General features: G+C 69.8%; 19 protein-coding genes and 2 pseudogenes. 14 read left to right on the top strand and 7 right to left on the bottom strand.

What is annotated here, in order from left to right; all coding sequences use genetic code 11:
* Positions 1 to 380 precede the first annotated feature (380 nt).
* From ACIRA5_RS35570 to ACIRA5_RS35550, 5 genes and pseudogenes are all read left to right on the top strand, one after another.
* Positions 381 to 2,654 (top strand): FAD-dependent monooxygenase, encoded by a 2,274-nt coding sequence (locus ACIRA5_RS35570; RefSeq protein WP_403698049.1) that lies wholly within the window; start codon positions 381 to 383, stop codon positions 2,652 to 2,654.
* An 83-nt stretch (positions 2,655 to 2,737) separates the two neighbouring features.
* The gene (locus tag ACIRA5_RS35565) at positions 2,738 to 3,193 is read left to right on the top strand and encodes an NAD(P)(+) transhydrogenase (Re/Si-specific) subunit beta (protein ID WP_403698047.1); all 456 of its coding nucleotides are present in this window, start codon (positions 2,738 to 2,740) and stop codon (positions 3,191 to 3,193) included.
* A gap of 84 nt (positions 3,194 to 3,277) precedes the next feature.
* Entirely contained in the window at positions 3,278 to 4,006 is a 729-nt protein-coding gene (locus ACIRA5_RS35560) for an SDR family NAD(P)-dependent oxidoreductase (RefSeq protein ID WP_403698045.1), read from the top strand.
* A gap of 82 nt (positions 4,007 to 4,088) precedes the next feature.
* A complete protein-coding gene (locus ACIRA5_RS35555; RefSeq protein ID WP_403698043.1) occupies positions 4,089 to 4,967 on the top strand; it encodes an ABC transporter substrate-binding protein in 879 nt (292 codons plus the stop codon).
* Between the two features lie 102 nt (positions 4,968 to 5,069).
* Positions 5,070 to 5,279, top strand: a pseudogene (locus ACIRA5_RS35550) (IS1380 family transposase); the annotation flags it as partial.
* A gap of 45 nt (positions 5,280 to 5,324) precedes the next feature.
* On the opposite strand, the gene ACIRA5_RS35545 reads toward ACIRA5_RS35550, so the two are convergent.
* Positions 5,325 to 5,945 (bottom strand): TetR/AcrR family transcriptional regulator, encoded by a 621-nt coding sequence (locus ACIRA5_RS35545; RefSeq protein ID WP_403698041.1) that lies wholly within the window; start codon positions 5,943 to 5,945, stop codon positions 5,325 to 5,327.
* 104 nt (positions 5,946 to 6,049) lie between these two features.
* Between ACIRA5_RS35545 and ACIRA5_RS35540 the strand changes: the two genes are divergently transcribed.
* The gene (locus ACIRA5_RS35540) at positions 6,050 to 7,612 is read left to right on the top strand and encodes an MFS transporter (protein ID WP_403698040.1); all 1,563 of its coding nucleotides are present in this window, start codon (positions 6,050 to 6,052) and stop codon (positions 7,610 to 7,612) included.
* 538 nt (positions 7,613 to 8,150) lie between these two features.
* Here the strand turns inward: ACIRA5_RS35540 and ACIRA5_RS35535 are convergent.
* Positions 8,151 to 8,744, bottom strand: a complete 594-nt coding sequence (locus tag ACIRA5_RS35535; RefSeq protein ID WP_403698038.1) for a TetR family transcriptional regulator — start codon at positions 8,742 to 8,744, stop codon at positions 8,151 to 8,153.
* A 113-nt stretch (positions 8,745 to 8,857) separates the two neighbouring features.
* On the opposite strand from ACIRA5_RS35535, the gene ACIRA5_RS35530 reads away from it, so the two are divergent.
* The 5 genes from ACIRA5_RS35530 (at position 8,858) to ACIRA5_RS35510 (ending at position 11,725) form a co-directional block, all read left to right on the top strand.
* Complete coding sequence (locus ACIRA5_RS35530) at positions 8,858 to 9,241, top strand: FAD-dependent monooxygenase (protein ID WP_403698036.1); 384 nt, start codon at positions 8,858 to 8,860, stop codon at positions 9,239 to 9,241.
* Positions 9,242 to 9,409: 168 nt separating this feature from the next.
* Positions 9,410 to 9,595, top strand: a complete 186-nt coding sequence (locus ACIRA5_RS35525) for a hypothetical protein (protein ID WP_403698034.1) — start codon at positions 9,410 to 9,412, stop codon at positions 9,593 to 9,595.
* The gene (locus ACIRA5_RS35520; RefSeq protein WP_403698032.1) at positions 9,592 to 10,350 is read left to right on the top strand and encodes an SDR family NAD(P)-dependent oxidoreductase; all 759 of its coding nucleotides are present in this window, start codon (positions 9,592 to 9,594) and stop codon (positions 10,348 to 10,350) included. The genes ACIRA5_RS35525 and ACIRA5_RS35520 overlap by 4 nt, the downstream gene beginning before the upstream one ends.
* A 127-nt stretch (positions 10,351 to 10,477) precedes the next feature.
* Positions 10,478 to 11,377, top strand: coding sequence for an ABC transporter substrate-binding protein (locus ACIRA5_RS35515; RefSeq protein WP_403698030.1), 900 nt, complete (start codon positions 10,478 to 10,480; stop codon positions 11,375 to 11,377).
* A 189-nt stretch (positions 11,378 to 11,566) separates the two neighbouring features.
* Positions 11,567 to 11,725 (top strand): hypothetical protein, encoded by a 159-nt coding sequence (locus tag ACIRA5_RS35510; RefSeq protein ID WP_403698028.1) that lies wholly within the window; start codon positions 11,567 to 11,569, stop codon positions 11,723 to 11,725.
* A 216-nt stretch (positions 11,726 to 11,941) separates the two neighbouring features.
* Here the strand turns inward: ACIRA5_RS35510 and ACIRA5_RS35505 are convergent, their stop codons facing one another.
* The 3 genes from ACIRA5_RS35505 to ACIRA5_RS35495 are packed head-to-tail and all read right to left on the bottom strand — an operon-like array spanning position 11,942 to position 16,864.
* The gene (locus ACIRA5_RS35505; RefSeq protein ID WP_403698027.1) at positions 11,942 to 13,378 is read right to left on the bottom strand and encodes an aldehyde dehydrogenase family protein; all 1,437 of its coding nucleotides are present in this window, start codon (positions 13,376 to 13,378) and stop codon (positions 11,942 to 11,944) included.
* Positions 13,379 to 13,427: 49 nt separating this feature from the next.
* Positions 13,428 to 14,462 (bottom strand): alcohol dehydrogenase, encoded by a 1,035-nt coding sequence (locus ACIRA5_RS35500; protein ID WP_403698025.1) that lies wholly within the window; start codon positions 14,460 to 14,462, stop codon positions 13,428 to 13,430.
* A 2-nt stretch (positions 14,463 to 14,464) separates the two neighbouring features.
* Positions 14,465 to 16,864, bottom strand: coding sequence for a CaiB/BaiF CoA transferase family protein (locus ACIRA5_RS35495; RefSeq protein WP_403698023.1), 2,400 nt, complete (start codon positions 16,862 to 16,864; stop codon positions 14,465 to 14,467).
* 359 nt (positions 16,865 to 17,223) lie between these two features.
* On the opposite strand from ACIRA5_RS35495, the gene ACIRA5_RS35490 reads away from it, so the two are divergent.
* Positions 17,224 to 18,144: a LysR family transcriptional regulator gene (locus tag ACIRA5_RS35490; protein WP_403698021.1), complete on the top strand. Its 921-nt coding sequence runs from the start codon at positions 17,224 to 17,226 to the stop codon at positions 18,142 to 18,144.
* Between the two features lie 24 nt (positions 18,145 to 18,168).
* Here ACIRA5_RS35490 and ACIRA5_RS35485 read toward each other — a convergent pair whose 3' ends face one another.
* Positions 18,169 to 18,777, bottom strand: a complete 609-nt coding sequence (locus ACIRA5_RS35485; protein WP_403698019.1) for a TetR/AcrR family transcriptional regulator — start codon at positions 18,775 to 18,777, stop codon at positions 18,169 to 18,171.
* Between the two features lie 236 nt (positions 18,778 to 19,013).
* On the opposite strand from ACIRA5_RS35485, the gene ACIRA5_RS35480 reads away from it, so the two are divergent.
* Positions 19,014 to 21,416 carry an acetyl-CoA acetyltransferase gene (locus ACIRA5_RS35480; RefSeq protein WP_403698017.1) on the top strand — a complete coding sequence of 801 codons (2,403 nt, stop codon included), beginning with the start codon at positions 19,014 to 19,016 and terminating at the stop codon, positions 21,414 to 21,416.
* A 456-nt stretch (positions 21,417 to 21,872) separates the two neighbouring features.
* On the opposite strand, the pseudogene ACIRA5_RS35475 reads toward ACIRA5_RS35480, so the two are convergent.
* Positions 21,873 to 22,105: pseudogene (locus ACIRA5_RS35475) on the bottom strand (helix-turn-helix domain-containing protein); the annotation flags it as partial.
* Positions 22,106 to 22,349: 244 nt separating this feature from the next.
* Here ACIRA5_RS35475 and ACIRA5_RS35470 point away from each other — a divergent pair.
* The gene (locus ACIRA5_RS35470; protein ID WP_403698016.1) at positions 22,350 to 23,213 is read left to right on the top strand and encodes a helix-turn-helix domain-containing protein; all 864 of its coding nucleotides are present in this window, start codon (positions 22,350 to 22,352) and stop codon (positions 23,211 to 23,213) included.
* Positions 23,214 to 23,224 lie beyond the last annotated feature (11 nt).

Raw genomic sequence — 23,224 nt, 5'->3', positions numbered from 1 at the left:
CCTCCTCAATGCCGCATCATCGTGCTACGGTCTGGCGACGCAGAACCTTCAAGTGTTTCACGATGCTGGAGAAGGGGAGCAGGTCGCGCCTCTATGCCCCGTCGGGCCGCAGAGCGACACCGGCGCAGGCGTACGGCACAACACGGCACGGCACGGCACACGCAGCGCTAGCAAGCAAGCCACGTCGAACGGCACCCGCGGCTCATCCGTCCATGCCTGAACATCCACGGCGCACCCTCGTATGCCACCCTCGGGCGCCGCGTCCGGCTTGTCCTACTAACGACTGATCATGAAGCAAGTCGCGTATGTCTTGCTGTTCTGCACGGCACCCGAGAGGCGAGCGGGTCTCATGACGCAAGGTCGGAATTTAGGAGAATCGCATGAGGAAATCGGTCGCAAACGACGCGTTGCCGACGTCGACGCAGGTACTCATCGTCGGGGGCGGTCCGGTCGGAAGTGCGCTCGGCATCGAACTGTCATCTCGCGGGATCGACTGCGTTGTGGTCGAGACGAACGCGGAACTCCCGACCGTTCCCGTGAAGGCGATGCTCCTCAACTCGCGGACGCTCGAGCACATGCACCGGTGGGGTTTCGCAGATGAGCTGCGCAGTGCATCGACGACGCCCCGGGCATGGCAGAAGGGCATCACCTACGCCACTTCGCTCACGGGCAAGGAGCTCGGTCACTTCCGTGACGGATTCGAGTTCCGGGCCACGGAGGAGGGCGATGACACCGGAGAGAGCGCCCAGGTGATCATGCAGCCCGACACGGTGCGCATTCTGCGCGAGAAGCTGATCGGCTTCGGTGGCCACTACGTGGGCGGGTGGACTGTCAAGGAAATCACCCAGGACGAGTCCGGGTGTGTCGTGGAGCTGGAGCACAGCGAGACGAAGGAGAAGCGGAGCATCAGTTCCGACTATGTGGCCGGCTGCGACGGTGCATGGAGCACGGTGCTCACCTCCGCGGGCATCGAGCGCTCGGGCAGGGGCGGCATCGCGGCCGTTCTGCTCCTGCACTTCCGCGTCCCGGGGCTGCTGGAGGACACCAAGATCTCCCCCGCCGCCTTCACGAGTCTGTCGCATCCGCAGGGGGGCGCGACGATCGTTCCGATCGGCGACGACGCGTTCTGCGCCCATATCCCGGGGTTCCCGGTCGACGTCGACGTGTCGAAGATCAACACGGACGCGATCGCCCGCCGCGTCATCGGCTCCGACCGCCCGTTCGAGTTCACGTACATCGGTGCGTACAAGATCCACGAACTCGTGGCGGAGACCTACCGTGCGAACCGGCTCTTCGTGGCCGGCGACGCCGCCCACCTGCATGCCCCCGCCGGTGGCCACAACATGAACTCCGGCCTGGCGGACGCGGTGGACCTCGGCTGGAAGCTCGCGGCGGTCCTCCAGGGCTGGGCGGGCGACGGGCTCCTGGAGAGCTACACGGCGGAGAGGCGACCCATCGCCGTCAAGAACGCCGCACTGGCCTCCGCCAACATCGCCCGCCTGGTCGGCACGACGATGGCCGTCGAAGCCGAGATGTCGAGGGTCGACTTCGAGGCCCCGACCATGAAGGCCGAGACGCGGCGGCGCAAGTGGGGCGACAAGCTGTGGCAGGGCACGAGGCTGCAGTACGTCGTGCGCGGAACCACGGTCGACAACCGGTACGTGAGTGACGTGATCGTGGACGACGGTTCCGTCGTCGCACCGTGGGATTCGACGACGTACCAGGTCTCGTCCAAGCCCGGGCACCGCGCTCCGCACGTGCGGCTCACGGACGGAACGTCGCTCTACGACCAGTTCTCCAGTGGTTTCACCCTGGTGACACGAGAGGGCTTCGAGGCCGAGTCGAAGGAGTTCGAGGCCGCTGCGGAATCCCTCGGGATCCCGCTCTCGACGCTCGTCCTGACCAACCGCCGGGCCCTCGCGAAGTACGCCTCCCCGCTCGTGCTGGTCAGGCCGGACCAGCACGTGGCATGGCGCGGCGACAACACGGACTCGGCGTCGGCGGTTCTGCAGCAGGTGACAGGCCGCATACAGGGCACGGCGAACCGTGGCGAAGTCAAGATCGACAATCAAGAGGAAAGCAGGCAGAAAATGAGCAAAGAGCTCGCGACCGGCATCCCCGGCTACAAGATCGGCACCTGGACCATCGACGCGGTCCACTCGGATGTCTCCTTCACAGTTCGCCACATGATGGTGAGCAAGGTGCGCGGGCGGTTCAGCACCATCGAGGGCGGCATCGTCACCGGCGACGACGTGTTCGGTTCGAGCGTCACCGTCACCATCGACCTCGCGTCGATCGACACCAACAACCCGCAGCGTGACAACCACATCAAGTCGGCGGACTTCCTCGAGACCGAGAAGTACCCGGCGATGGTCTTCACCTCGACGGGTATCCGGGCCAAGGGCGACGACTACATCATCGACGGGACGCTGGATCTGCACGGCGTCAAGAAGGACGTCGCACTCGCGACGTCGCTCGAAGGCTTCGGGCCGGACGCGTACGGCGGGTACCGGGCGGGCTTCTCGGCCACGACCGAGATCAGCCGCGCCGACTTCGGCATCGACATCGCCATGCCGCTGGACGGCGGCGGTGTCGTCGTGGGAGACAAGATTTCGATAAGCATCGACATCGAAGCGATCCTCAACTCACAGTGAGCGGAAGACGCCGCATATCCGCTTCTGGACGAGCCAGCGTATGACCCCTGCTCCATCAACACCTCGGTGTCCGTGTGGCGCCCATGACAAGCATCGACACCGAGGTGCTGTGGGAGGCGGCGGACACCGTCGTGTTCAAGCGCTCGATGGCCGCGGGCTACACCGGGGTGCAGAACCCGCAGTTCTTCCGCGACACCTCCCAGGTGCTCTTCGGCGACGCGAAGACCATGGTGGAGGAGGTCCTGGCGCGCGATCTGACCGCGGCCGTTGTTCGTGCCGGTGCCTCCATGACAGTTCAGAGGTCTCCGGGCCGCCGACCGCGGGTCGGCGTCGTGCCGCCCCTCGGCGTGCTGCCACCACTGCCTGTATCGGGCAGAGCAATCACGTCGATCGCGGCCGTTGATCGGACGCGTTGTAGCGGCCGGCCAACGCGCGGTCGCCGCGCGAACTCGCCGGCCCGCGGCCAGTCAGCCGCGGGCGGCCGTCGACACCGTGCTGCACGGGGCGATCCGCGCAGCACACCCCGACATCGACGATGAACGATTCAAGGCGGCCACATCAACGGTCGTCGATGACGAACAGGAGATGATCCCGTGACTGAGGCGAACAGCAGAGTGGCACTCGTGACAGGTGCCAGCAGCGGAATCGGCGCAGCCACCGCGCGCCTTCTCGCTGCACGAGAAATGCGGGTGGTGGTCAACTACCTCACCACCGCCGATGCGGCCAAGCAGGTCGTGGCCGACATCCAGGCCGCGGGGGGCGAGGCCATGGCCGTGCAGGCCGACGTGCGCGAACCGGCGGCCGTCCAGCGCCTGCTCGACCAGGTCGGTGAGGCCTGGGGAAGCATCGATGTGCTCGTACACAACGCGCTCACCCCGTACGTGGTCAAGTCCTTCCAGGACATGACGTGGGAAGAGCTCGGCGGCAAGGTCAACGACGAGATGCGTGCGGGGTGGACGGTCACCAACGCCGTACTGCCTGCCATGACGGAAAAGGGTCGGGGACGCATCATCTACCTCAGTGCCGGACTGGCCCGCCGGCCCCGGCCGGGCATGATCGCACTGGGCACGGCCAAAGCAGCGTTGACCCAGTTCGCTCGCTACCTCGCCCAGGAGTTGGGCCCGCGCGGCATCACGGTCAACATAGTCGAGCCCGGACCGGTCGAGGAAACCCGCATGGCCATGAAGTTCCTCGCCGAGGAGACCAGAAAGCCTCAGGTCGCTGCGACCCCCATGGGCCGGCTGGCCAACCCGCTCGACGTCGCCCAGGTGGTCGCCTTCTTCGCCGACGACGACAACTCCTTCATGACCGGAACCACGGCCGCGGTCAACGGCGGAATGGCCATGTACTAGCCGCTGCCCGGTACCGCCTGTACAAGGCGGTACCGCGTCACACGAGGCCACAACGGCGGTCACATATCAGGGAGAGGAAATCATGCACCAAATTGATCTCGCCTACGTCGGGCGGGGCCTGCACGAGGAACTCGTCGCCTACATCGCCGACCAGGAGGGGTTCTACGCCGCCGAGGACGTCCACGTCGCCCTGCGCGACGGCACCGGCTGGGACATGGAGCGCAAGCGCCGCTCCCCCGTCATCGGGGTCGGCGGAACGCTGCTGCACCGACTGACCACCGGCACACCGTGGGTCGCTCTGCATGTCAACACCCACAGCCCACTGTTCTGGTTTCTCGGACGCGACGGCCTGACCTCACTGGCCGACCTGGCCGGCAAACGGCTGGCGGTGCACTCCCCCAAGACTCCGCCCGGATGCTTCGCCCGGATCGCGCTGCGTCAGGCCGGCCTCGACCCGGACCGCGACCTCGAAACCATCGTCCGCCCGCCCGGCGACTACGGCATGTACCTGCGCTGGCTGCACGAGGGCAAGATCGACGCCGCCTACGTCGGCAGCACCATGGCACCCGAGGCGATAGCCGCCGAGTACGGATACCAGGTACTGGCTTGGGTCGGCGACCACTTCCGGATCCCCACCGTCGGCGTGGTCGTCGACCCCACCTACATCGACCCGCAGGGCCCCGCGATCCAAGGCGTCGTTCGAGCCCAGCGGCGCGCGCTGCAGGTGATCCACGACGATCCCGACACCACGGTGCGCTACATCCAGTCGTTCTTCGGCCGACACTCCAAAGACGAAGCCCAAGCCCACTACGAGACGTTCATCGCGCCGTATTACACCACCGACGGCCGAGCCGACCTCTCCGTCGGCGCCAGCGCGATCACCGCGGTCGCCGCCGAACTCGGCGTCCCCGCCACCGTCACCGCAGCCGAGTTCTACCGCACCGCAACCACCACGGCCTGACCTCTGCGCTTCGTTTACGGTGGTGTCCGGATCTTGATCGGGACACGAAAGTGCCTGCTGAGCTGGGATGATGAGGCTTGTCCAAGGTCTCTGTCACCACCGGTGGAAGGCACTTTCTGCGTGCACACTACCGGGTCACGTCCCCAGCTGGTCGTCTCGGCGGACGGTCGCGGGGTAGTCAGCCACGCCGGGTCCCGTCTGTCGGCCGATCGCGCCGATGCCACCGGCCTGACCGCGGCGTTCACGAAGGCGCTGTGCGGGCTGCGGCCGCGTGGCACCGGGCACGACCCGGGCCGGATCGCGGTCGATCTGATCTGGTGGTGATGCTCGCCGCCGTCGAAGAAATCTTCGACATACTCACCCGTGGCTGGAACTCGCCAGGCAAGGCGATGGCCGGCCCGATTCGTCGCGAGCGGTGACGAGCAGCCCGAGGTCCGCGAAGGCATCGGTCAAAAGAGTCGCGTAGTCGCCGCAGTCGCGCTGAGATCCGGCGAGCCACTGACGCCGCACGCGCGTGAGCACCGCTGTACCGCAGGCCGCGGCAAGCGAAGCGAGGCCCTGCGGTACAGCGCGTCGTTCAAGCGCTTCGGCGAGGGCATCAGTGAGCAGAGCCCATTTCATGTGCTCTCGTTCTTGCAGCTCAGGGGTCGAGGCGATGACCCGATGCCGGAGCTCCTTGACGGTCCGGTCGCTCTCGAGCATTGGCACGACGGAAAGGAAGGCCTCGAGCAGCACCGACATCGGGGACAGCCCCGCCGACGCGCTCGACACGGCATCAACGAGCGCTGTCCGCGTCTCGGCGTCCCCGTCGAAGAGCACCTCGCGCTTGTCGGGGAAGTGGCGGAAGTAGGTGCGCTCGGTCACGCCCGCGAGAGCGGCTACGTCCGCGGCCGTGGTCCGGTCGAACCCGCGTTCCGCATAGAGATCCAGCGCTGCCCTCTGGAGTCGAAGACGCACGCCCTTCCTGCTGCCAGCCATGGGACCAGCATACCGGAGGATTGTCAGTCACTGTCTTTACGGGCTATCGTCAGTGACTGACGATAATGCCGACTGGGGCATCAAGGGCAGGGAGAACCAAGGCGATGGACAAGAAGTGGTGGACGCTCATAGCGGTCTGCCTGAGCACCTTCATGCTGCTGCTCGGCGTCACCATCGTGGTGGTGGCGCAGCCGGCGATCCAGGGCGGGCTGCATGCCTCCTTCAGTGAGGTCCAGTGGACGCTGGACGGGTACGCCCTGACCCTCGCGGCGTTGCTGCTCACCTCGGGAGCGCTGGCCGACCGGTACGGGCGCAAGAGGCTGTTCGCGATCGGGCTGACGATCTTCACCCTCGGGTCGCTGACGTGCGGCTTGGCGGCGGACCCGCTGATGCTGATCGTGTCCCGGTGCGTCCAGGGCGTAGGCGCGGCGGTCATGTTCTCCACCTCGCTGGCGCTGCTCGGCCACAGCTTCCGCGGCAGGGATCGCGGTACGGCGTTCGGCATCTGGGGCGCGGTCACCGGCATCGCCACGGCGCTCGGCCCGGTACTCGGCGGGTTGATCACGACGGACTGGAACTGGCGCGGGATCTTCCTCGTCAACGTCCCGATCGGTGTGTTCGCTCTGGCGGTGACCATCTGGCGGGTCGACGAGTCCCGCTCGCCCAAGGCCACACGGCCCGACTGGGCCGGATTCGGGCTGCTCACGGCCGGGTTGGTCAGCCTCGTCTACGGGCTCATCCGGGCCAGTGGGACGTCCTGGACGAACACCGGAGTCCTGGGCTGCCTCGCTCTTGCCTTCGTGCTGCTCGCCGCGTTCCTGGTGGTCGAGGCCAAGATCGCGCACCCGATGTTCGCCATTCGGCTGCTGCGGGTCCCGACGTTCGCGGGCGGCTCCATCGCGGGGTTCGCGATGAACGGGTCGCTGTACGCGATGCTGCTGTACCTGGTGGTCTACCTACAGGACATCCTTGGGTACTCGGCCCTGGCTGCGGGTATGCGGGTGTCGATCATCACGCTGGCCACGCTGTTCACCGCGACGGCGGCCGGGCGGCTGAGTGAGATCGTCCCGGTCCGCTGGCTCATCGGGCCGGGCCTGCTCCTGGTCGGCGCCGGCCTGTTCATGATGGCCGGGCTGACCGGCACCAGCTCCTGGACGCATCTGATCCCCGGGTTCATCATCGCGGGCCTCGGCTCCGGCATGGTCAGCCCGCCGCTGGCCTCTACCTCCATCGGCGTCGTGCCGCCGCACCAGGCGGGCATGGCATCAGGGGCCAACGCTATGTTCCGCCAGGTCGGCATCGCCACCGGCATCGCGGCACTCGGCTCAGTCTTCGCCTCACAGATGCAGTCGCACCTGGCGTCAGCGCTGCCCCCGTCGGTGGCAGGCTCCTCCGCGACGATCGCGGCAGCCGTCAGGCAAGGATCGGTCGGGCATGTGCTGGCGTCCGTCCCCGCCGCCGACCGGAAGGCCACAGTCCTCGCGATCCACTCCAGCTTCGCCTCCGGTCTCAATGACCTGCTGTACATCACAGCGGCCCTGGCGCTGGTAGGCGGGGCGCTCTCGCTGGTACTGATCAGGAGCAAGGACTTCGTGAAGCGGACAGGCACCGCCCCCGGGGCCGCCGGTGTGCAGGATTCCCCGGCATCGGCCACTGTCCAGAGCTGAGATGCCCGCGGCCCGGCCGTGGAGGGCGGGCGGGCCGCAGTGCGCTGTCGAGTCGGTCGGACAGTGCGCGGACCCGGCGTCGTACGGTCTGCGGATGTATGCCGGTCTGGCACGCGATGGTGGCGACCACGAGGCCGACGGTTTCCGGGCCAAGGGAGAAGGCCACCTCCTGCCTTGGCCCGGAAACGTCAGAACGGCTGAACACTGATAGATGGCTCTGAGCGGCTGTACTCGCTGCGCCTTGCCCGCGGCTCCGGCGGCCGTCCCGCGTCGGAGGTTGATGTTGGCGGGTCGCTCGTGGACGTCACGGTGTCCTCTTCACGGGCCAGCCGGCTTCTGCATGGGACATGCAGGGCGACCGTCGGAAAACAAGCGCGCTCCACCGCCTGGGGATGACCGCCTGTACCGCAAGGCGAGCTTCCCTCGGTGGAGTTCATCCGCGGGCTCTCGATCAAGGGAATCCGCGCACCCACCGGGCATACAGCCCCCTTCGACGCGTTCTTGGACTCCCCCGAGGAGGCAGCCTCTTCGGCGCCCGTCACGGATGCGGTGCCATCAGATAGCGCTGCACCGTCGGGGCCAGCCACGCCACGACCTCCTCTCGCGGCAACGCGACGGCGGGCGGGAACCGCAGGACGTAGCGGGCCATGGCCATGCCCAGCACCTGCGAGACGATCAGCGCGGCCCGGACCGGCGCCTGCTCCGGGTCGGGGCACACCCGCAGCGCGACCGGCATGAGCTGGTCCCGGAAGATGCCCTGCATGCGCTCGGCGCCCACCGCATTGGTCACGCCGACCCGCAGCAGCACGGTGAGGACCTCGTTCTGCTCCCAGAGGTCGAGGAAGTGGCTCACCAGGACGCGGCCCACCTCGTGCGGGTCCAGCCCGTCCGGGCCCGGCAGCCGCAGGTCGACGTCGAGGACCGCGGCGAACAGTCCTTCCTTCGAGCCGTAGTACCGCATCACCATCGACGGATCGATCCGTGCATCCTTGGCGATCGCGCGGATCGTGGCGCGCTCGTAGCCGTCGGCGGCGAAGCGTTCCCGCGCGGCGGTGAGGATGGCGGTGCGGGTGGTGTCCGAGCGGCGGGCCGCGGGGGACGGGGCGGATGTGGGGAGTTCCTTTTCGGACATGTCAACAATCGTAGGCCAACGGCTGTTGACAGTCCACAGAGGTCACCTTATGTTGGTGAACAAGCGTTGGCCTACAAGCGTTGGCCGACAAGCGTTGGCATCAGGAGGCTGCCATGAACAGCAAGGCGAAGGGCACCACCGGCCTTCCGCTGGCCGGAGACCTCGCCCCCGCCAGTCTCCCGGTCACGCTCGACGAGATGCACCCACACAAGATCAGCCATCTCTCCCGCACCTTCGTCCTGCACGCCCGCACCCTGGAGCAGCTCGACGCCCACGGTCTCGCCGACGAGCTGGAGAGTCACGGCTGGACCCTCGACCGCATTCGTCTCTTCGGCCGGCTCTCCGTCGCCCCCGACACGCTCCCCTCCCGCTTCAACCACCTGCTCGTGATCCCGCAGTACGAGATGGAAAAGGCGCTGGACCGGCGGGCGGTGCGGGTTCGTGTGCAAGGCCGCAGTGACCGCACTGCGTCAGAACGCGGAAGGCGTCACGCTTGAAGTCCTGGGGGCGGACGGGAAGGAGGGGCAGTTGGCGGACATCGAGCCCCACTTGCCGCTGGGAGCCTCTCGCGTCCGGTTTCACGCGGGTGAGCACGAGCAACCTCGCCGGCGAGTTCGGGATGAGAGAGAAGACGATCACTACTCAGAGACCTCACCCGCGGCGCGTTGGAGCGGCTGGTCACCTCCCGGCCGCCGCGCGAACTCGACTGGAGCGGGGCCGATCCGCGGCGGGCAACCGTCGACACCGTGCTCTACGGCGAGATCCGCTCGGCACACGCCGACAAGGACGACGCACAACGACGGGCGGCCACATCGACGGCCGTCGACGATGAACAGGAGATACTCCCGTGACCGCAGCGACCGACAGAGTGGCATTGGTGACAGGGTCCAGCAGCGGGATCGGTGCGGCCACCGTCCGCCTCCTGGCCGCGCAGGGCATGCGCGTGGTGGTCAACTACCTGAGCAGTGCCGCGGCAGCCGAGGAGGTCGTGGCCGGCATCGAGGCCGCGGGCGGCCAGGCCATGGCCGTACAGGCCGACGTGCGCGAGCCGGCGGCGGTCGAGAGCATGGTCGAGCAGGTCCAGGCGGCATGGGGCGGCATCGACGTGCTCGTGCACAACGCGCTCATCCCGTATGCGGTCAAGTCGTTCCAGGACATGACCTGGGAAGAACTGGGCGGCAAGCTCGACGCCGAGATGCATGCGGCGTTCGCGGTCACCAAAGCCGTCCTACCCGCCATGACCAAGCAGGGCCGGGGGAGCATCATCTACCTCGGCACCGTCCTCAGCCGTCAGCCCCGACAGGGCATGATCGCGCTGGGCACGGCCAAGGCCGCACTGGCGCAGTTCGCCCGCTACCTCGCCCAGGAACTGGGCCCACTGGGCATCACGGTCAACGTCGTCGAGTCCGGCGCGGTGGAGGGCACCCGTGTAGGGGCGAACGTGGTCGACGACGAGATGAAGCAGCGGCGGCTGGCCTCCACCCCGATGGGCCGCCTCGCGCGCCCGGGCGACGTCGCTCAAGCGGTCGCCTTCTACGCCGCCGAGGACAACACCTTCATGACCGGGACCACAGCCGCGGTGAACGGCGGACTGGTCATGTACTGACGTCCCGGTCCGGCCGTCGGTCGGACCGCATCTGACACTCCATCATTTCGGCACCACAGACCCGCCGCAACCGGGCCCGCGGCACGCGCGGGCACCTGGGCGGTGTCACGATCAAGGGAACACATTCATGCACACGATCGATCTCGCCTACGTCGGACGGGGACTGCACGAGGAACTGGTCGCGTACGTCGCTGACCAGCAGAACTTCTACGAGGACGAGGGCGTCCACGTCTCGCTGCGCGACGGCATCCCCTGGGTCGCCCCCGGCGGCGACGCCGAGCGGCTGCGACACTGCGTCACCATCGGGGTCGGAGGGACACTGCTGTCCCGACTGACCCGTGGCATCCCGTGGGTCGCGCTCACAGTCAACACCCACCGCCCGCTGTTCTGGTTCCTCGCCCGCCCCGGGGTCGAGTCCCTGGAGGACCTGGCCGGCCGGCGGCTGGCGGTACACGCCCCCCACACTCCGCCCGGGTGCTTCGCCCGGATCGTGCTGCGCAAGGCCGGCCTCGACCCGGACCGCGACGTCCAGACCGTCGTTCGCCGTCCCGGCGACTACGGCATGGACCTGCGCCGGCTGCAGGACGGCACGATCGACGCCGCCTACGTCGGCAGCACCATGGCACCCGAGGCAATAGCCGCCGAGTACGGCTGGCAGGTACTGGCGTGGGTCGGCGACCACTTCCAGATCCCCACCGTCGGCCTCGTCGTCGACCCCACCTATATCGACCCGGACGGACCCGCGGTCCAGGCCCTCGTACGAGCCCACCGGCGCGCCCTGCAGGTGATCCACAACGATCCCGACACCACGGTGCGCTACATGAGTGAGTTCTTGAGCCGGCACACCGAAGAGGAGGTCCGGGCCCACTACAAGTCCTTCTTCGAGCCGTACTACACCACCGACGGCCAGGCCGACCTCGCCGTCGGCGAGAGCGCGATCACCGCGGTCGCCGCCGAGCTCGGCGTCCCCGCCTCCGTCACCGCAGCCGAGTTCTACCGCACCGCATCGTCTGGGCAGGCGACATGACCGAGATCGACACCAGCGAGGGCAAGCTCTACCTGGCCACGGTGATCGATCCGTTCTCCCGCCGGCTGCTCGGGGCTACGCGATGGGCGCCCGGCACGACGCCGAGCCGGTAATGGCCTCACTCAACATGGCCGCGGCCACCCGGGGCGGGCGGGTCGTTCTGGCCAGTACTACCGGGCGGGTCACTGAGTGAACCGGTCGGACGGCAAGGGCACACGGGCAAAGAAGTCCGGAACGGGAGTCGTGGTCGTGGGACTGCTGGTCGTGGGAGCCTGGATGGGGTTCTTCTCGCCCGACTCCAGCAACGACCAGCCGGCGCCCGAGCCGTCGTCGCCCTCCGGGCACTGACCTTTTGGCATCCTGCTCCGTACCGGGGCGGGATGCCTACGTCCCGCGGTACCGCCTCCGGCCATCTTGGCGTCCCGCCAGACGGTCCCAGAAGGAGTGCCTTCGTGGCGGCTCGGCAGCCGGCACGGGCGGTTCAGGGCGTGCCGGTTCCTGCTCCTGGGCGCGCAGGCGTTGCCAGGCGCTGTGCCACACGTCGAGTGGAGGGCTGTGAGCCCGTCAGGACGTCGAGGACCAGAGGACCTGTGTGTCCAGGTACTCGAGCAGTCCCGCGGTGCCGTTCTCCACGCCGAGACCGGAGGACTTGTGGCCGCCGAACGGCAGGTCGGGGGCGAGGCGTGGCCCGTCGTTGATCCAGACCACGCCGGTCGCGATGCGGGCGGCGATCCGTTCGGCGGCCTCGGTGTCGCCGCTCCAGACCGATCCGCCCAGGCCGTACTCGGATGCGTTCGCCCGCTCGACGACCTCGTCGATGTCGCGGAAGCGCAGGAGCGGTACGACGGGACCGAAGGGTTCGAGCCGGACGATGTCCGCGTCGTCGGCCGGGTCGTCGACGACGGTCGGGTGGATGAAGTAGCCGGGGCCCTCCGGGATGTCGCCCCTGACGAGGAATTTCTCGCCGTCGGCGGCGGTCTTGTCGATGAGCCGGACGACCTTCTCGTACTGGACGCGGTTCTGCAGGGGGCCGAGGCTCACCCCCTCGTCCAGGCCGTCGCCCACCTTCACCTGTCCCGCCAGTTCGCTGAAGCGACGGGCGAAGGCGTCGTAGATCTCGTCGTGGACGTAGATCCGCTTCGAGGCGACGCAGACCTGTCCGCTGTTCATGAAGCCGGCCCAGAAGACCTTCTCCGCGACGACGTCCACGTCGACGTCGGGCAGCACGATGGCCGCGTCGTTGCCGCCGAGTTCGAGGGTGACCCGGGCCAGGTTGCGGGCCGCGGACGCCATGACCCGCTTGCCGGTGGCGGTCGAGCCGGTGAAGGCGACCTTGCGTACGCGGGGGTGCTCGGAGAGTTTGGGGCCGAGGTGGTCGCCGCCGCTGATGATGTTCAGCACACCGGCCGGGACCACGTGTGCCTGCGCGAGGAGTTCACCGATCCGCAGCATGGTCAACGGGGTGAAGGGGGACGGCTTGACGACGATGGTGTTGCCGGTCAGGAGCGCCGGGGCGATCTTCCACATGGCGAGCGCGACGGGAACGTTCCAGGGGACCAGCCCCGCAACGACGCCCAGCGGGACGTGCCGGATCCGGACCCGCTGCGTATCGGTCGCGCGGATCTCCTCGGCCGGAACATCCAGCTCTGCGAAGCCCTCGCACCAGTGGACGGCGGACTGCAGTTCACCGCGTGCCGCGGCGAGCGGCTTGCCCTGCTCCGTGGTGAGGAGGACGGCCAGCTCCTCCAGGTGCTCGCCGATCACGGCGGCGATGCCGCGCAGGACCGCACGGCGTTCGTCGACCGGGGTCTCGCGCCAGGTCGTGAAGGCGCGTTCGGCGGCCTCGATCGCGGCGTCGAGCTGGGCGTCGGTGGCGTCGGGGGCCTGCCCCGCGAGCTGTTCGGTCGCCGGGTTGAGGACGTCGAGCGGGGGGCCGTCGGCGGCGACGCGGCGGCCGTCGATGAGCATGCTGCGGAGGGCCGGAGCTGGGGTCTGCGTCACGGGGTGTACACCTTTCGAGGGTCGGTTCAATCCGTTGTCGTACGTCGGTTCAAGCCGTCAGGACGATGCGGCCGGGCACCGTGCCCGCGGCCAGGGCGTCGAGCGCGTCCGTCACGCCGGCGGCGGTCAGCGGGCGGCGCACGATCGGGGTCGGCGCGAGGCGGCCGGACTTCGCCAGGTCGACGACCTCCGCGAGTTCGGCGAACGTGCCGATGTAACTGCCTTGCACGGTGAGCCGCTTGGAGGGGATCGCACCGGTGGGGAGGGTCACGTCGCCGCCGAACAGGCCGACCGGGACCAGCTTTCCGTCCCGGCGCAGCACGTCGAAGCCGAGCCGGGCCGTCTGCCCGCTGTTGACCAGGTCGACGACGCCGGTGGCACCCCCGCCCGTCGCGTCGAGAATCGCCGCGCGCGTGGCCTCGCCGGAATCGGCGGCGCTGTTGACGAGATGGGCCGCGCCGAGAGTGCGGGCCATCTCCAGGCGCTCGTCGTTGATCTCGACGGCGGTGATCCGGTGCCGGCCGAGGGCGGTGAGGAGCGCGATGGCCATGAGCCCGAGGCCGCCGGTGCCGATGACGACGATCTCCTCGGGGTCGCCCACGGCGCCGAGCACCTTGGTGACGGCGGAATACGCGGTGAGCCCGGAACAGGCCAGGGTCGCGGCGAAGGCCGGGTCGATGCCGTCGATGTCGAGCAAATGGCGCTCGTGCGGTACGAGAACGGCCTCGGCGTAGCCGCCGGGGCGATGCATGCCGAGGTAGCGCATGTCGGCGCAGGCCTCGTCGCGGCCCGCCGCGCAGTGCGCGCACGTTCCGCACCCCGTCCAGGGATGGACCAGACGCGTGTCGCCGACCCGGACACCGGTGACGGCGTCGCCGACTGCGACGACCTCACCGGCCATCTCGTGTCCGGCGACGATCGGGAACGCCAGAGCGCCGGTGTCGTCGTGGCGCAGATGGACGTCGGTGTGGCACACGCCGCTGTGTGTGAGCCGCACGAGCACCTCGTGACCGCTGGGGGTCGGCGTCCGGATCTCCGACTCGCGCGCGGCGCCGCCCGCTTCCTCGAATGCGTAGACCTTCATCTTCAGGACTGTCCCTTCCACTGCGTGTCCGCCTCCTCCTCCAGGATTCCCTGGGCCAGGAGTTCGTCGATCTCCGTGTCCGTCAGGCCGAGCACCTCGCGGCACACCTGGCGGGTGTGCGCGGCCTGGCGCGGGGCCGGCCCGAGGAGGGCGTCGGGCAGGTTCCGGGCGAGGGCCGGGCGCGCCTCGGTGGGCAGCGTGTCCGGGAGTTCGGGCTGTCGCATGCGGGTGAAGTAGCCGCGGGCGGCGAGCTGCGGGTCGTCGGGGTAGTCGGCGACCCGCTGCATGGCGCCGGCGGGCACGCCCGCGTCCTGCAGCAGCCGCATCGCCTCGCGCGGGCCGTGTCCCGCGAGCCAGGACACCAGCGCCGTCTCCGTCTCGGCGCGGTGCGCCAGGCGCCCGGAGGAGGTGGCCAGCCGCGAGTCGGCCGCGAGGTCGGGCCGGTCGACGGCGGCGCACAGGCGCTGCCAGTCGCCGTCGTCGCGGACCTCGACGGCGCACCAGTCGTCGTCGCCCTTGCACGGGAACAGGCCCTGTGGCGCGTCGGTCGTGCCCGTGTTGCCGACAGGGACGACGGACCCAGGGGCGAGGGACTCGCGCAGGAACAGTTCGGCCAGCTCGGTGAGTCCGATCTCCGCCTGCGAGATGCCGACGGTTCCGCCCCGGCCGGTACGTCGCCGTTCGATGAGGCGGGCGAGGACCGCCGTGGCACCGACCCGGCCGACGACATGGTCGGGGAAGATGGTGATGGCGTCGCTGAAGGTGTCCTCACGCCCCGGTTCGGGGTAGCGCCACAGGCCGGTCAGGCCTGCGCCGGCGCGCACCAGCGGCCCGTATCCCATGCGCTTGCTCCACGGTCCCGTGGAGCCCAGGGCGCTGCTTTCCGCCAGGACCAGACGGGGGTTGACCTGGTGCAGTTCGTCCGGGCCGAGTCCGAGCGACTCCATGGTGCCGGGCTTGAAGTTGGACAGGACGACGTCGGCCTCGGCGGCCAGGCGCTTGAACAGTTCGACGCCGTGCGGGTCGCGCAGATTGAGGCCGAGGCTGCGCTTGTTGCGGTGACCCCAGGCGAAGTGGGCGGTGATGAGTTCACCCGTCATGGACTGGCGGCCGCCGTCGGGGAAGGCACGGTTCTCCACCTTGATGACGTCGGCGCCGTGGTCGGCGAGGTGGCGGCCGAACTCGGCGCCCGCGACGATCACTCCGAGGTCGAGCACCCGCAGGCCCTCCAGAGGGCGGCGGGCGGTGTCGCGAGGGGCCTGGGCACAGTCCGTTCGCTGCCCGAGGCCCGTGAACACCTCCTCGGTGTGCTCGCCGAGGTCCGGGGCCCGGTGCCGCCGTCCGGCCCGGTGCCCGTCGAGTTCGAGGAACCCGGTCGGCACCCGTCCGGTGAGGCCCGGCGCGACGTCGACGTCGGCCAACGCACCGCGGACCAGGAAGTGTTCGGTGGTGAGCACCTCGCCGGGGGTGAGCAGGGCGGCGACCGGAACACCCCGGCTCTGGCCCTGGGCCACCAGCTCGTCCTTCGAGGCGTCGCGGAACAACTCGCCTATCAGAGCGTGGATTCCGTGGGTGACGCGTCGTCGTTCCAGGAGCCCTTCGTACTTCGGATCGCTGAACTCCTCCGGCTCGCCGAGCCAGGCCCGCATGTTCCGCCACTGTCGCGGGCTGAGCACGCAGATCCGTACGTGCCCGTCCTTGCAGGGGAAGATCGGGTACAGCGCGCCGGCGTCCGGACGTCCGCGCGGCAGCTCGGCGGCCCGCTGCCCGCCCACCGCGGAGCCCCCGATGCCGTAGCCGGGGTCGAAGGTCTGGGCGACGGCCTCGTACACGGAGAAGTCGACGCGGTCGCCGGTGCCGGTCTGAAGGCGCTGGTAGTACGCGAGCAGTGCGACCCACGCGGCCTGGTACGCGGCGGACTCGGTGGCGAGGAGTCCGGGCGGGGTGAGCGGTTCGAGGCCCGGCTGTCCGGAACGGGACAGGACGCCGGCCAGGGCCAGCTGGACGCGTTCGGTGGCGGTCCAGTTCCGATAGGGCCCGGTGTGGCCGAAGTCGGTGATCGACACGATGACGAGCGCCGGGTTGCGTGCCGCGACCGTGTCGAGGCCCAGGCCGTGGCGTACGCGGCGCCCGGGCCGGTCGGATTCGAGCCAGATGTCGGCGGTGTCGAGCAGCGCGAGCAGTCGGTCGCGGTCGGCCTCGCTGTGCTCCAGGTCGAGGACGACACCGCGCTTGTTGGCGTTGCGGGTGGCGAAGTAGAGGCTCGTCCCGTCGTGCACGGGGGCCTGGCAGCGGGCCGCCATGCCGGCCGGGGGCTCGACGAGGACGACATCGGCGCCGAGGTCGGCGAGGTAGCGGCCCGCGCTCTCGCCGAGGCCGTCGGTCATGTCGACGACGCGCACTCCTCGTAGGGGTAGGGGGGCTGGGATCTGGGCTGACAGCTCCTGTGCTGGCACCACACACCTCCAAGGGGCAGGCACGCCCGGGCGCGGCCGGTTCCGGGCAGGCCGGATTCACGGCGGGCCTCGCGGGGAGGGGCCGGGCGTGGCGGTGAGTGCTGGACACGGCCCGGCGTGACGGTGCGATGCGGATGCCGGGCCGTTGCGGGTGACGGCCGTGTGAACGGTGCGTTGCCGTTCATGCTGGCACCGGGGCACGGCATTGCCCATCGCCGATTCAGGCACGTACGGATGTCGGGAGGCGCAATGTGCGCCTCCGCGCCTCGCCGCGCGGTCGGCGGGCCGGGTAGCGTACGGAAGCGATGGACATCCAGCAGATCCGGTACTTCCTGGCCGTGGCCGACGAGCTGCACTTCGCGCGGGCAGCCGAGCGGCTGCACGTGACGCCGTCGCCGCTGAGCCGCCGGGTCAAGGAGCTGGAGCGGGAGCTGGGGTCCGATCTCTTCGTCCGCGAGTACCACCGGGTGGAGCTGACCCCGTTCGGGCGGCGGTTCGTGGTGCCGGCCCGTGAGGTGGTGCGGCGGTTCGATGCCCTCAAGCGCCTCTCCCCCGATCCGGCCGCAGCCACCCGCCGCACCTGTCGGATCGGGGCGGCCACGCTCGCGGCGCCGCAGGCTCTCGACGCGGTCCTGGACGCGTTCCACGCCCAGGCCCCGGAGGTCGACCTGCCGCTCACACTCGCCGCGTCGGCCGAGCTGCTGCCCGCGCTGCAGGCGGGTGACCTGGACCTGGCGGTGGTCCATCTCCCCGTGGGGACGCCTGACTTCGAGTCCCTGCCGCTGGTCCGCGGGCGGCTCGCGATCGCCATGCGCGCCGACGACCCCCTGGCCGCGCGAGAGTCGCTCGGACTCCCCGACCTGGTGGACCGCGCGGTGGTGGCGACGTCGTCGAAGGTGCACCCTTCGGTGGTGAACGCGCTGCACCGCAGCCTGCGCGAGGCCGGCGTCACCCGCCTTGTCGAACTGCCCCACAACGACAGCGTCCAGGTCGCGGCTCAGGTGCGCCGCACCGGTGTGCTCTCCCTCACGCTGAACGGCCTCGCCCACCCTTCGGCGCGGGTCTTCGACGCCCCGGAGTACGCGGTGGTGCCGCTCGCCGAGCCGGACCTCGCCATGCACGTGGGCGTCGTGTGGTGCCCGGGGAGCGAGCAGCGGGTACGCGGGCTCACGGACGTGCTCGCCGCCCTGCGCGCGGACTTCGGGAACGCACCGCTGGAGGTGTAGGAGCGGTGGCCGGGGTGCGGCCGGTCAGTCCGTGGCCACGAGGACCGAGGCGAGGACGAAGTCGACGAACTCCTCGGCGTAGCGCGCGGACGTCTCGGACACCCGCGCGCGCAGGTGCGGCGGGGTGGCCAGGGCGTGGTTCATGGCGCCGCCGCACAGCGCGTCGAGCAGGAAGGTGACCGAGGTGTTCGCGGGCAGTTCACCGCGTGTGATGCCGCGCCGGACCATGGCGCGGGCGGCCAGGATCTGCTCCTGGGACATCGCCTCGTAGCGGTCGGCGAGTTTCGGAATCGTGCGCGCCTCCAGGCCGAGACGCAGCGCCGCACCGCCGTGCTCGCCCGCGTACAGCTCCAGTTGCTGGCGCACGAGTTGGGCCAGGTCGCCGCGGACCGTACCGGTGTCGACGTCGGCGATCCGGCCGAGCTGCAGGGTGAGGGCCTCGGCGAGCAGATCCTCCTTGTTGTTCCAGCGCAGATAGACGGAGGCCTTGCCGACACCCGCCCGACGGGACACCGCCTCAATGCTGAACGACGTCCAGCCGCCCTCGGCGAAGACGGAGACGGCCGCGTGGGCGACCCGGCGGTCGACCTCGGGGTCGCGCGGGCGCCCTGCGGCGCTCTTCGTCACGGTCATGGGCCCATCGTCCTCACGGTCATGGACCCATGTTCCTACACCGCCTTCGACGGTGGGGCACGGGCTCGGCGTTCCACGGACCGTGCCGTACGTGACATTGCCAGTTCGCGGGACGGCGTCCTATCCTCCAATTACAGAACGGTTTCCGTTCAGTATTAGCGACTCGTGCCGCGGCCCTCTCCGGCCACCGCGCCACCGCGCCGCCGCGGCCCTACCGACCCCAGGAGCGTCTCCCCATGCCCCGAGCCAGCACCGCCGCCGACGCCCTCGATCCGCGCACCCCGGTTCTCGTGGGTGTCGGCCAGTCCTCCGAGCGGATCCAGGACGCCGGCTACCGGCGCCGCTCCCCCGTGGAGCTGGCCGCCGACGCCGCCCGCGAGGCACTGGCCGACGCCGCCGCGACGGCGGGGGCACAGGCCGTGGCCGCCGCCGTCGACACGGTCGCCGGCGTACGGCAGTTCGAGATCTCCCAGCCCCGCTCGGCCGCCCCGCTCGGCCGCTCGGACAACTACCCGCGCTCCGTCGCGCGCCGGATCGGTGCCGACCCGGCGCGCGCGATCCTGGAGAAGGCGGGCGGCGACAGCCCTCAGCACCTGCTGAACGAGCTGGCCGCGACCATCGCCGCGGGTGATGCCGAGGTGGCGCTCGCCTTCGGCTCGGAGGCCATCTCCACCGTCCAGCACCTCGCGGCGTCCGAACCGGCCGATCAGCGGCCCGACTTCACGGAGCACGTCGAGGGCTCCCTGGAGGACCGCGGCTACGGGCTCAAGGGACTGGTCTCGCGCCACCTCAACGAACATGGCCTGACCGGGGCCCCGCACCAGTACGCCCTGTTCGAGAACGCGCGCCGGGCCCGTCTCGGTCTGTCCCGTGAGAAGTACGCCGCCTCGATGGGCGCCCTCTTCGCCCCGTTCACCAAGGTCGCCGCCGACAACCCGCACGCCTCCGCTCCTGTCGTGCGCGACGCGCAGGAGCTGGTCACGGTCACCGAGCAGAACAGGATGGTCGTCGACCCGTACCCGCGGTACGTGATCGCCCGCGACAAGGTGAACCAGGGCGCGGCGGCCCTGCTCATGTCGGTCGGGGCGGCGCGGCGGCTCGGGGTGCCCGAGGACAAGTGGGTGTTCCTGCACGGGCACGCGGATCTGCGCGAGCGCGATCTGATGGAGCGCCAGGACCTGTCGGTGGCACCCGCCTCGGTCAGCGCCGTACGGCACGCGCTCGACGTCGCCGGGATCGGCGTCGACGACCTGGCCACCCTCGACCTCTACAGCTGTTTCCCCATCGCGGTCGCCAACATCTGCGACGGCCTCGGGCTCGACGCCGACGACCCGCGCGGCCTTACCCTCACCGGCGGCCTGCCGTTCTTCGGCGGCGCGGGCAACAACTACTCGATGCACGCCGTCGCCGAGACCGCGCACCGCCTGCGCGCCGCCCCCGGCACCTACGGCCTGGTGGGCGCCAATGGCGGCAACCTGAGCAAGTACTCGGTCGCGGTCTACTCGACGACGCCGACCGCGTGGCACGCGGACCGCAGCGCCGAACTCCAGACGGAGATCGACGCGCTGCCCGCTCCCGTCGAGGCCCGCAGGGCCGACGGCTGGGCCACCATCGAGACCTGGACCGTGGCGTACGGACGTGACCGGTCCCCCACCGGCATCGTGATCGGACGCCTGGAGGCCGACGACCGGCGTTTCATCGCCAAGGCGGCTGACGGCGACAAGGGACTCCTCGATCTGCTCTCCGAAGGCGATCCGGTCGGCACACGGGTCTTCGCGCGCTCCTTCGGCCAGGGCAACCGGGTCGCACTCACCGAGACCCGGATGACCGCGCTGTTCCCGCCCCGGCCCGCCGTCCTGCGCGAGGCCTACGAGCACCTTCTCGTACGCCGCGACGGTCACCTCCTCGAAGTCACCATCAATCGCCCCGAGGCCCGCAACGCCCTGACCCCGCAGGCCAACGACGAGCTCGACGAGGTCTTCGACGCGTACTTCGCCGACCCCGACCTGTGGGTCGCGATCCTGACGGGCGCGGGAGACAAGGCTTTCTCTGCGGGCAACGACCTCATGCACACCGCCTCCGGCAAGCCGTCGTGGGTCCCCAAGAACGGCTTCGCCGGGCTCACTTCGCGCCCCGCGATGCCCAAGCCGGTCATCGCCGCGGTCAACGGCTTCGCGATGGGCGGCGGGCTGGAGATCGCGCTGTCCTGCCATCTGATCGTCGCCGACGCCGCGGCGCGGTTCGCGCTGAGCGAGGTCAGGGTCGGGCTGATCGCGGGCGCGGGCGGTCTGGTCCGCCTGCCGCGGGCCGTCCCGCACAAGCTGGCCACCGAGATGATCCTCACCGGCCGTCGGCTGACGGCGGATGAGGCTCTCGCGTCCGGTCTGGTCAACCGCGTCGTCGAGGCGGGCACCGCCCTGGCGGGTGCCCGCGCGCTCGCCGCCCAGATCCTTGAAGGCGCCCCCACCGCGGTGCGCGCCTCGCTGCAGGTGATGGCCGAGACGCAGGCCATCCCCGACACCTTGGAGGCGGTGACCTTCCACTCCGAGGCCCATGACGAGGTCACGCTCAGCGCGGACTTCGTGGAGGGCGTCACGGCCTTCGCGACGAAGCGCAGGCCGCGGTGGCGCAACCAGTGAGCGGGGCCCTTCAGTAGGCGGGGGATCACGCCTGCGTCGGTCCGGTTTCCCGGAACAGGCGCAGGCGTGCGCTGACACGCCGGTCGAGGAAGTCGCCTAGCGCGCCCGAAGACGGCGTTGTCGTCGCCCGCGACCATGTGGTGCGCGCCTTTGACGTCCATGTACTCGGCGTGCGGGCGGTTCTGTCCACCGGGCTCGTCCGTCATCGCAGGTCACATCGCCCGCGATCTATGAGTCGATGCATTGATGGACTGGGTCGTCCCCAGCCGAAACTCGATCTCGGAATTGCAGCCGTGGGTGTCGGGGCGGGGATGACCCGGCCCTTGCCTCGGGGGGATAGTGTGTCGGCCTTCCGGCAGGACCAGCCTTTCCCCGCGCGGCGGCAAGCCGCGCAATACCCGGCTCGGGAACGGCTCGGCGTTGCGGTGGCCGGGGCGGGTATGCGGTCCCGCGCGGCCGGGCGGGCATGGGACGGCCCCGAACCCTGGTCGGGGTCCTGCTCGGGCTGCGTGCGGTCGACCATGCCCGCCTCCCCCGAACTGCCGGTAGCGGTCGGCCCACCGCTGGGCGGTGGTCGGTGAGACCTGGAAGCGCTCGGCGGCCCGGCGCAGCGGCCAGCCGTCCTCGACGACGCATCGTGCCAGCTGTAGGCGTCCGGTCTCGGTCAGCCCTGCATCACGGTGAGGCACGAGGGCCTGCAGACGTCGCAGTCCACGTCGAGCCCGAAAAGCCCTCTCCCATTCAAGATCCCTTAGCCGAGACCTGCCGCACCCGTCCACAACCTCCCGAGACGGAACTTCCAGGACGTGCCAGCCGCTCGGTGAAGACGTACTGGCCCGGGCGGGGGCGTTCCACGGTGGCCGGGCTGCGCAGGATCCGGCCGACGGGGGGCGGCCGAGTGTGCGGGAAGTGCCGAGTGCTTAGGCTGAGTCCGTGGACAGGCAGAAGGAGATCAGGGACTTCCTGGTGTCGCGGCGGGCCCGGGTGTCGCCGCAGCAGGTGGGGCTTCCGGCGCTGGGCGGGCACCGTCGGGTGCCGGGGCTGCGGCGGGAGGAGGTCGCCATGCTGGCCGGGGTCAGTGCGGACTACTACGTGCGCTTGGAGCGCGGGCACCTGGCTAGCGCATCGGATACTGTCCTGGACGCGCTGGCCGACGCTCTGCAGCTGACTGCGGCAGAACGCTCCCATCTCTTCGACCTCGCTCGTTCGACATCGGGGCGGGGCGTCGAGGCGTCAGGGGAGCCGGTGCCGGAGGGCGTGCAACGAATCCTGGACGCGATCGGCGCGGTGCCCGCGTTCGTGTGGAGCAGGCGCCTGGACTTGGTCGCGGCGAACCATCTCGGTTACGCCCTTTATGCCCCGCTGTTCGACGGGCTGTCGGCGCGTACGGTGAACATCGCGCGGTTCAAGTTCCTTGACCCGGCGGCGCGGTCGTTCTTCCACGACTGGGAGCATTCGATCCGCAACACTGTTGCATTGCTGCGGACGGGAGCTGGGATGATGCCCGAGGACCGGGCGATGCAGAACCTGATCGCGGAGCTGTTGGGAGCCAGTGAGCCGTTCGCCGCCTGCTGGCGGGATCACGAGGTGCGGCTGCATTGGAGCGGGGTGAAGGAGTACGAGCATCCCGCCGTGGGCCGTCTCAGTCTGCCGTTCGAGACGCTGACGCTGCCGGGCAGACCGGACCTGATGCTGTCGGTCCTGACCCCTGATCCCGGTAGTGAGTCGGCGCGACGGGTGCAGTCGCTGTCCGACTGGGCCGACGCCCATCCCCTCGCGGTCATCGGCTCGCCGTAGCGACGGGCAGG

This window comes from Streptomyces sp. NPDC096311 (genome assembly GCF_044763085.1).
Classification (GTDB): domain Bacteria; phylum Actinomycetota; class Actinomycetes; order Streptomycetales; family Streptomycetaceae; genus Streptomyces.
This window is presented reverse-complemented; position numbering and strand designations above follow the sequence as displayed.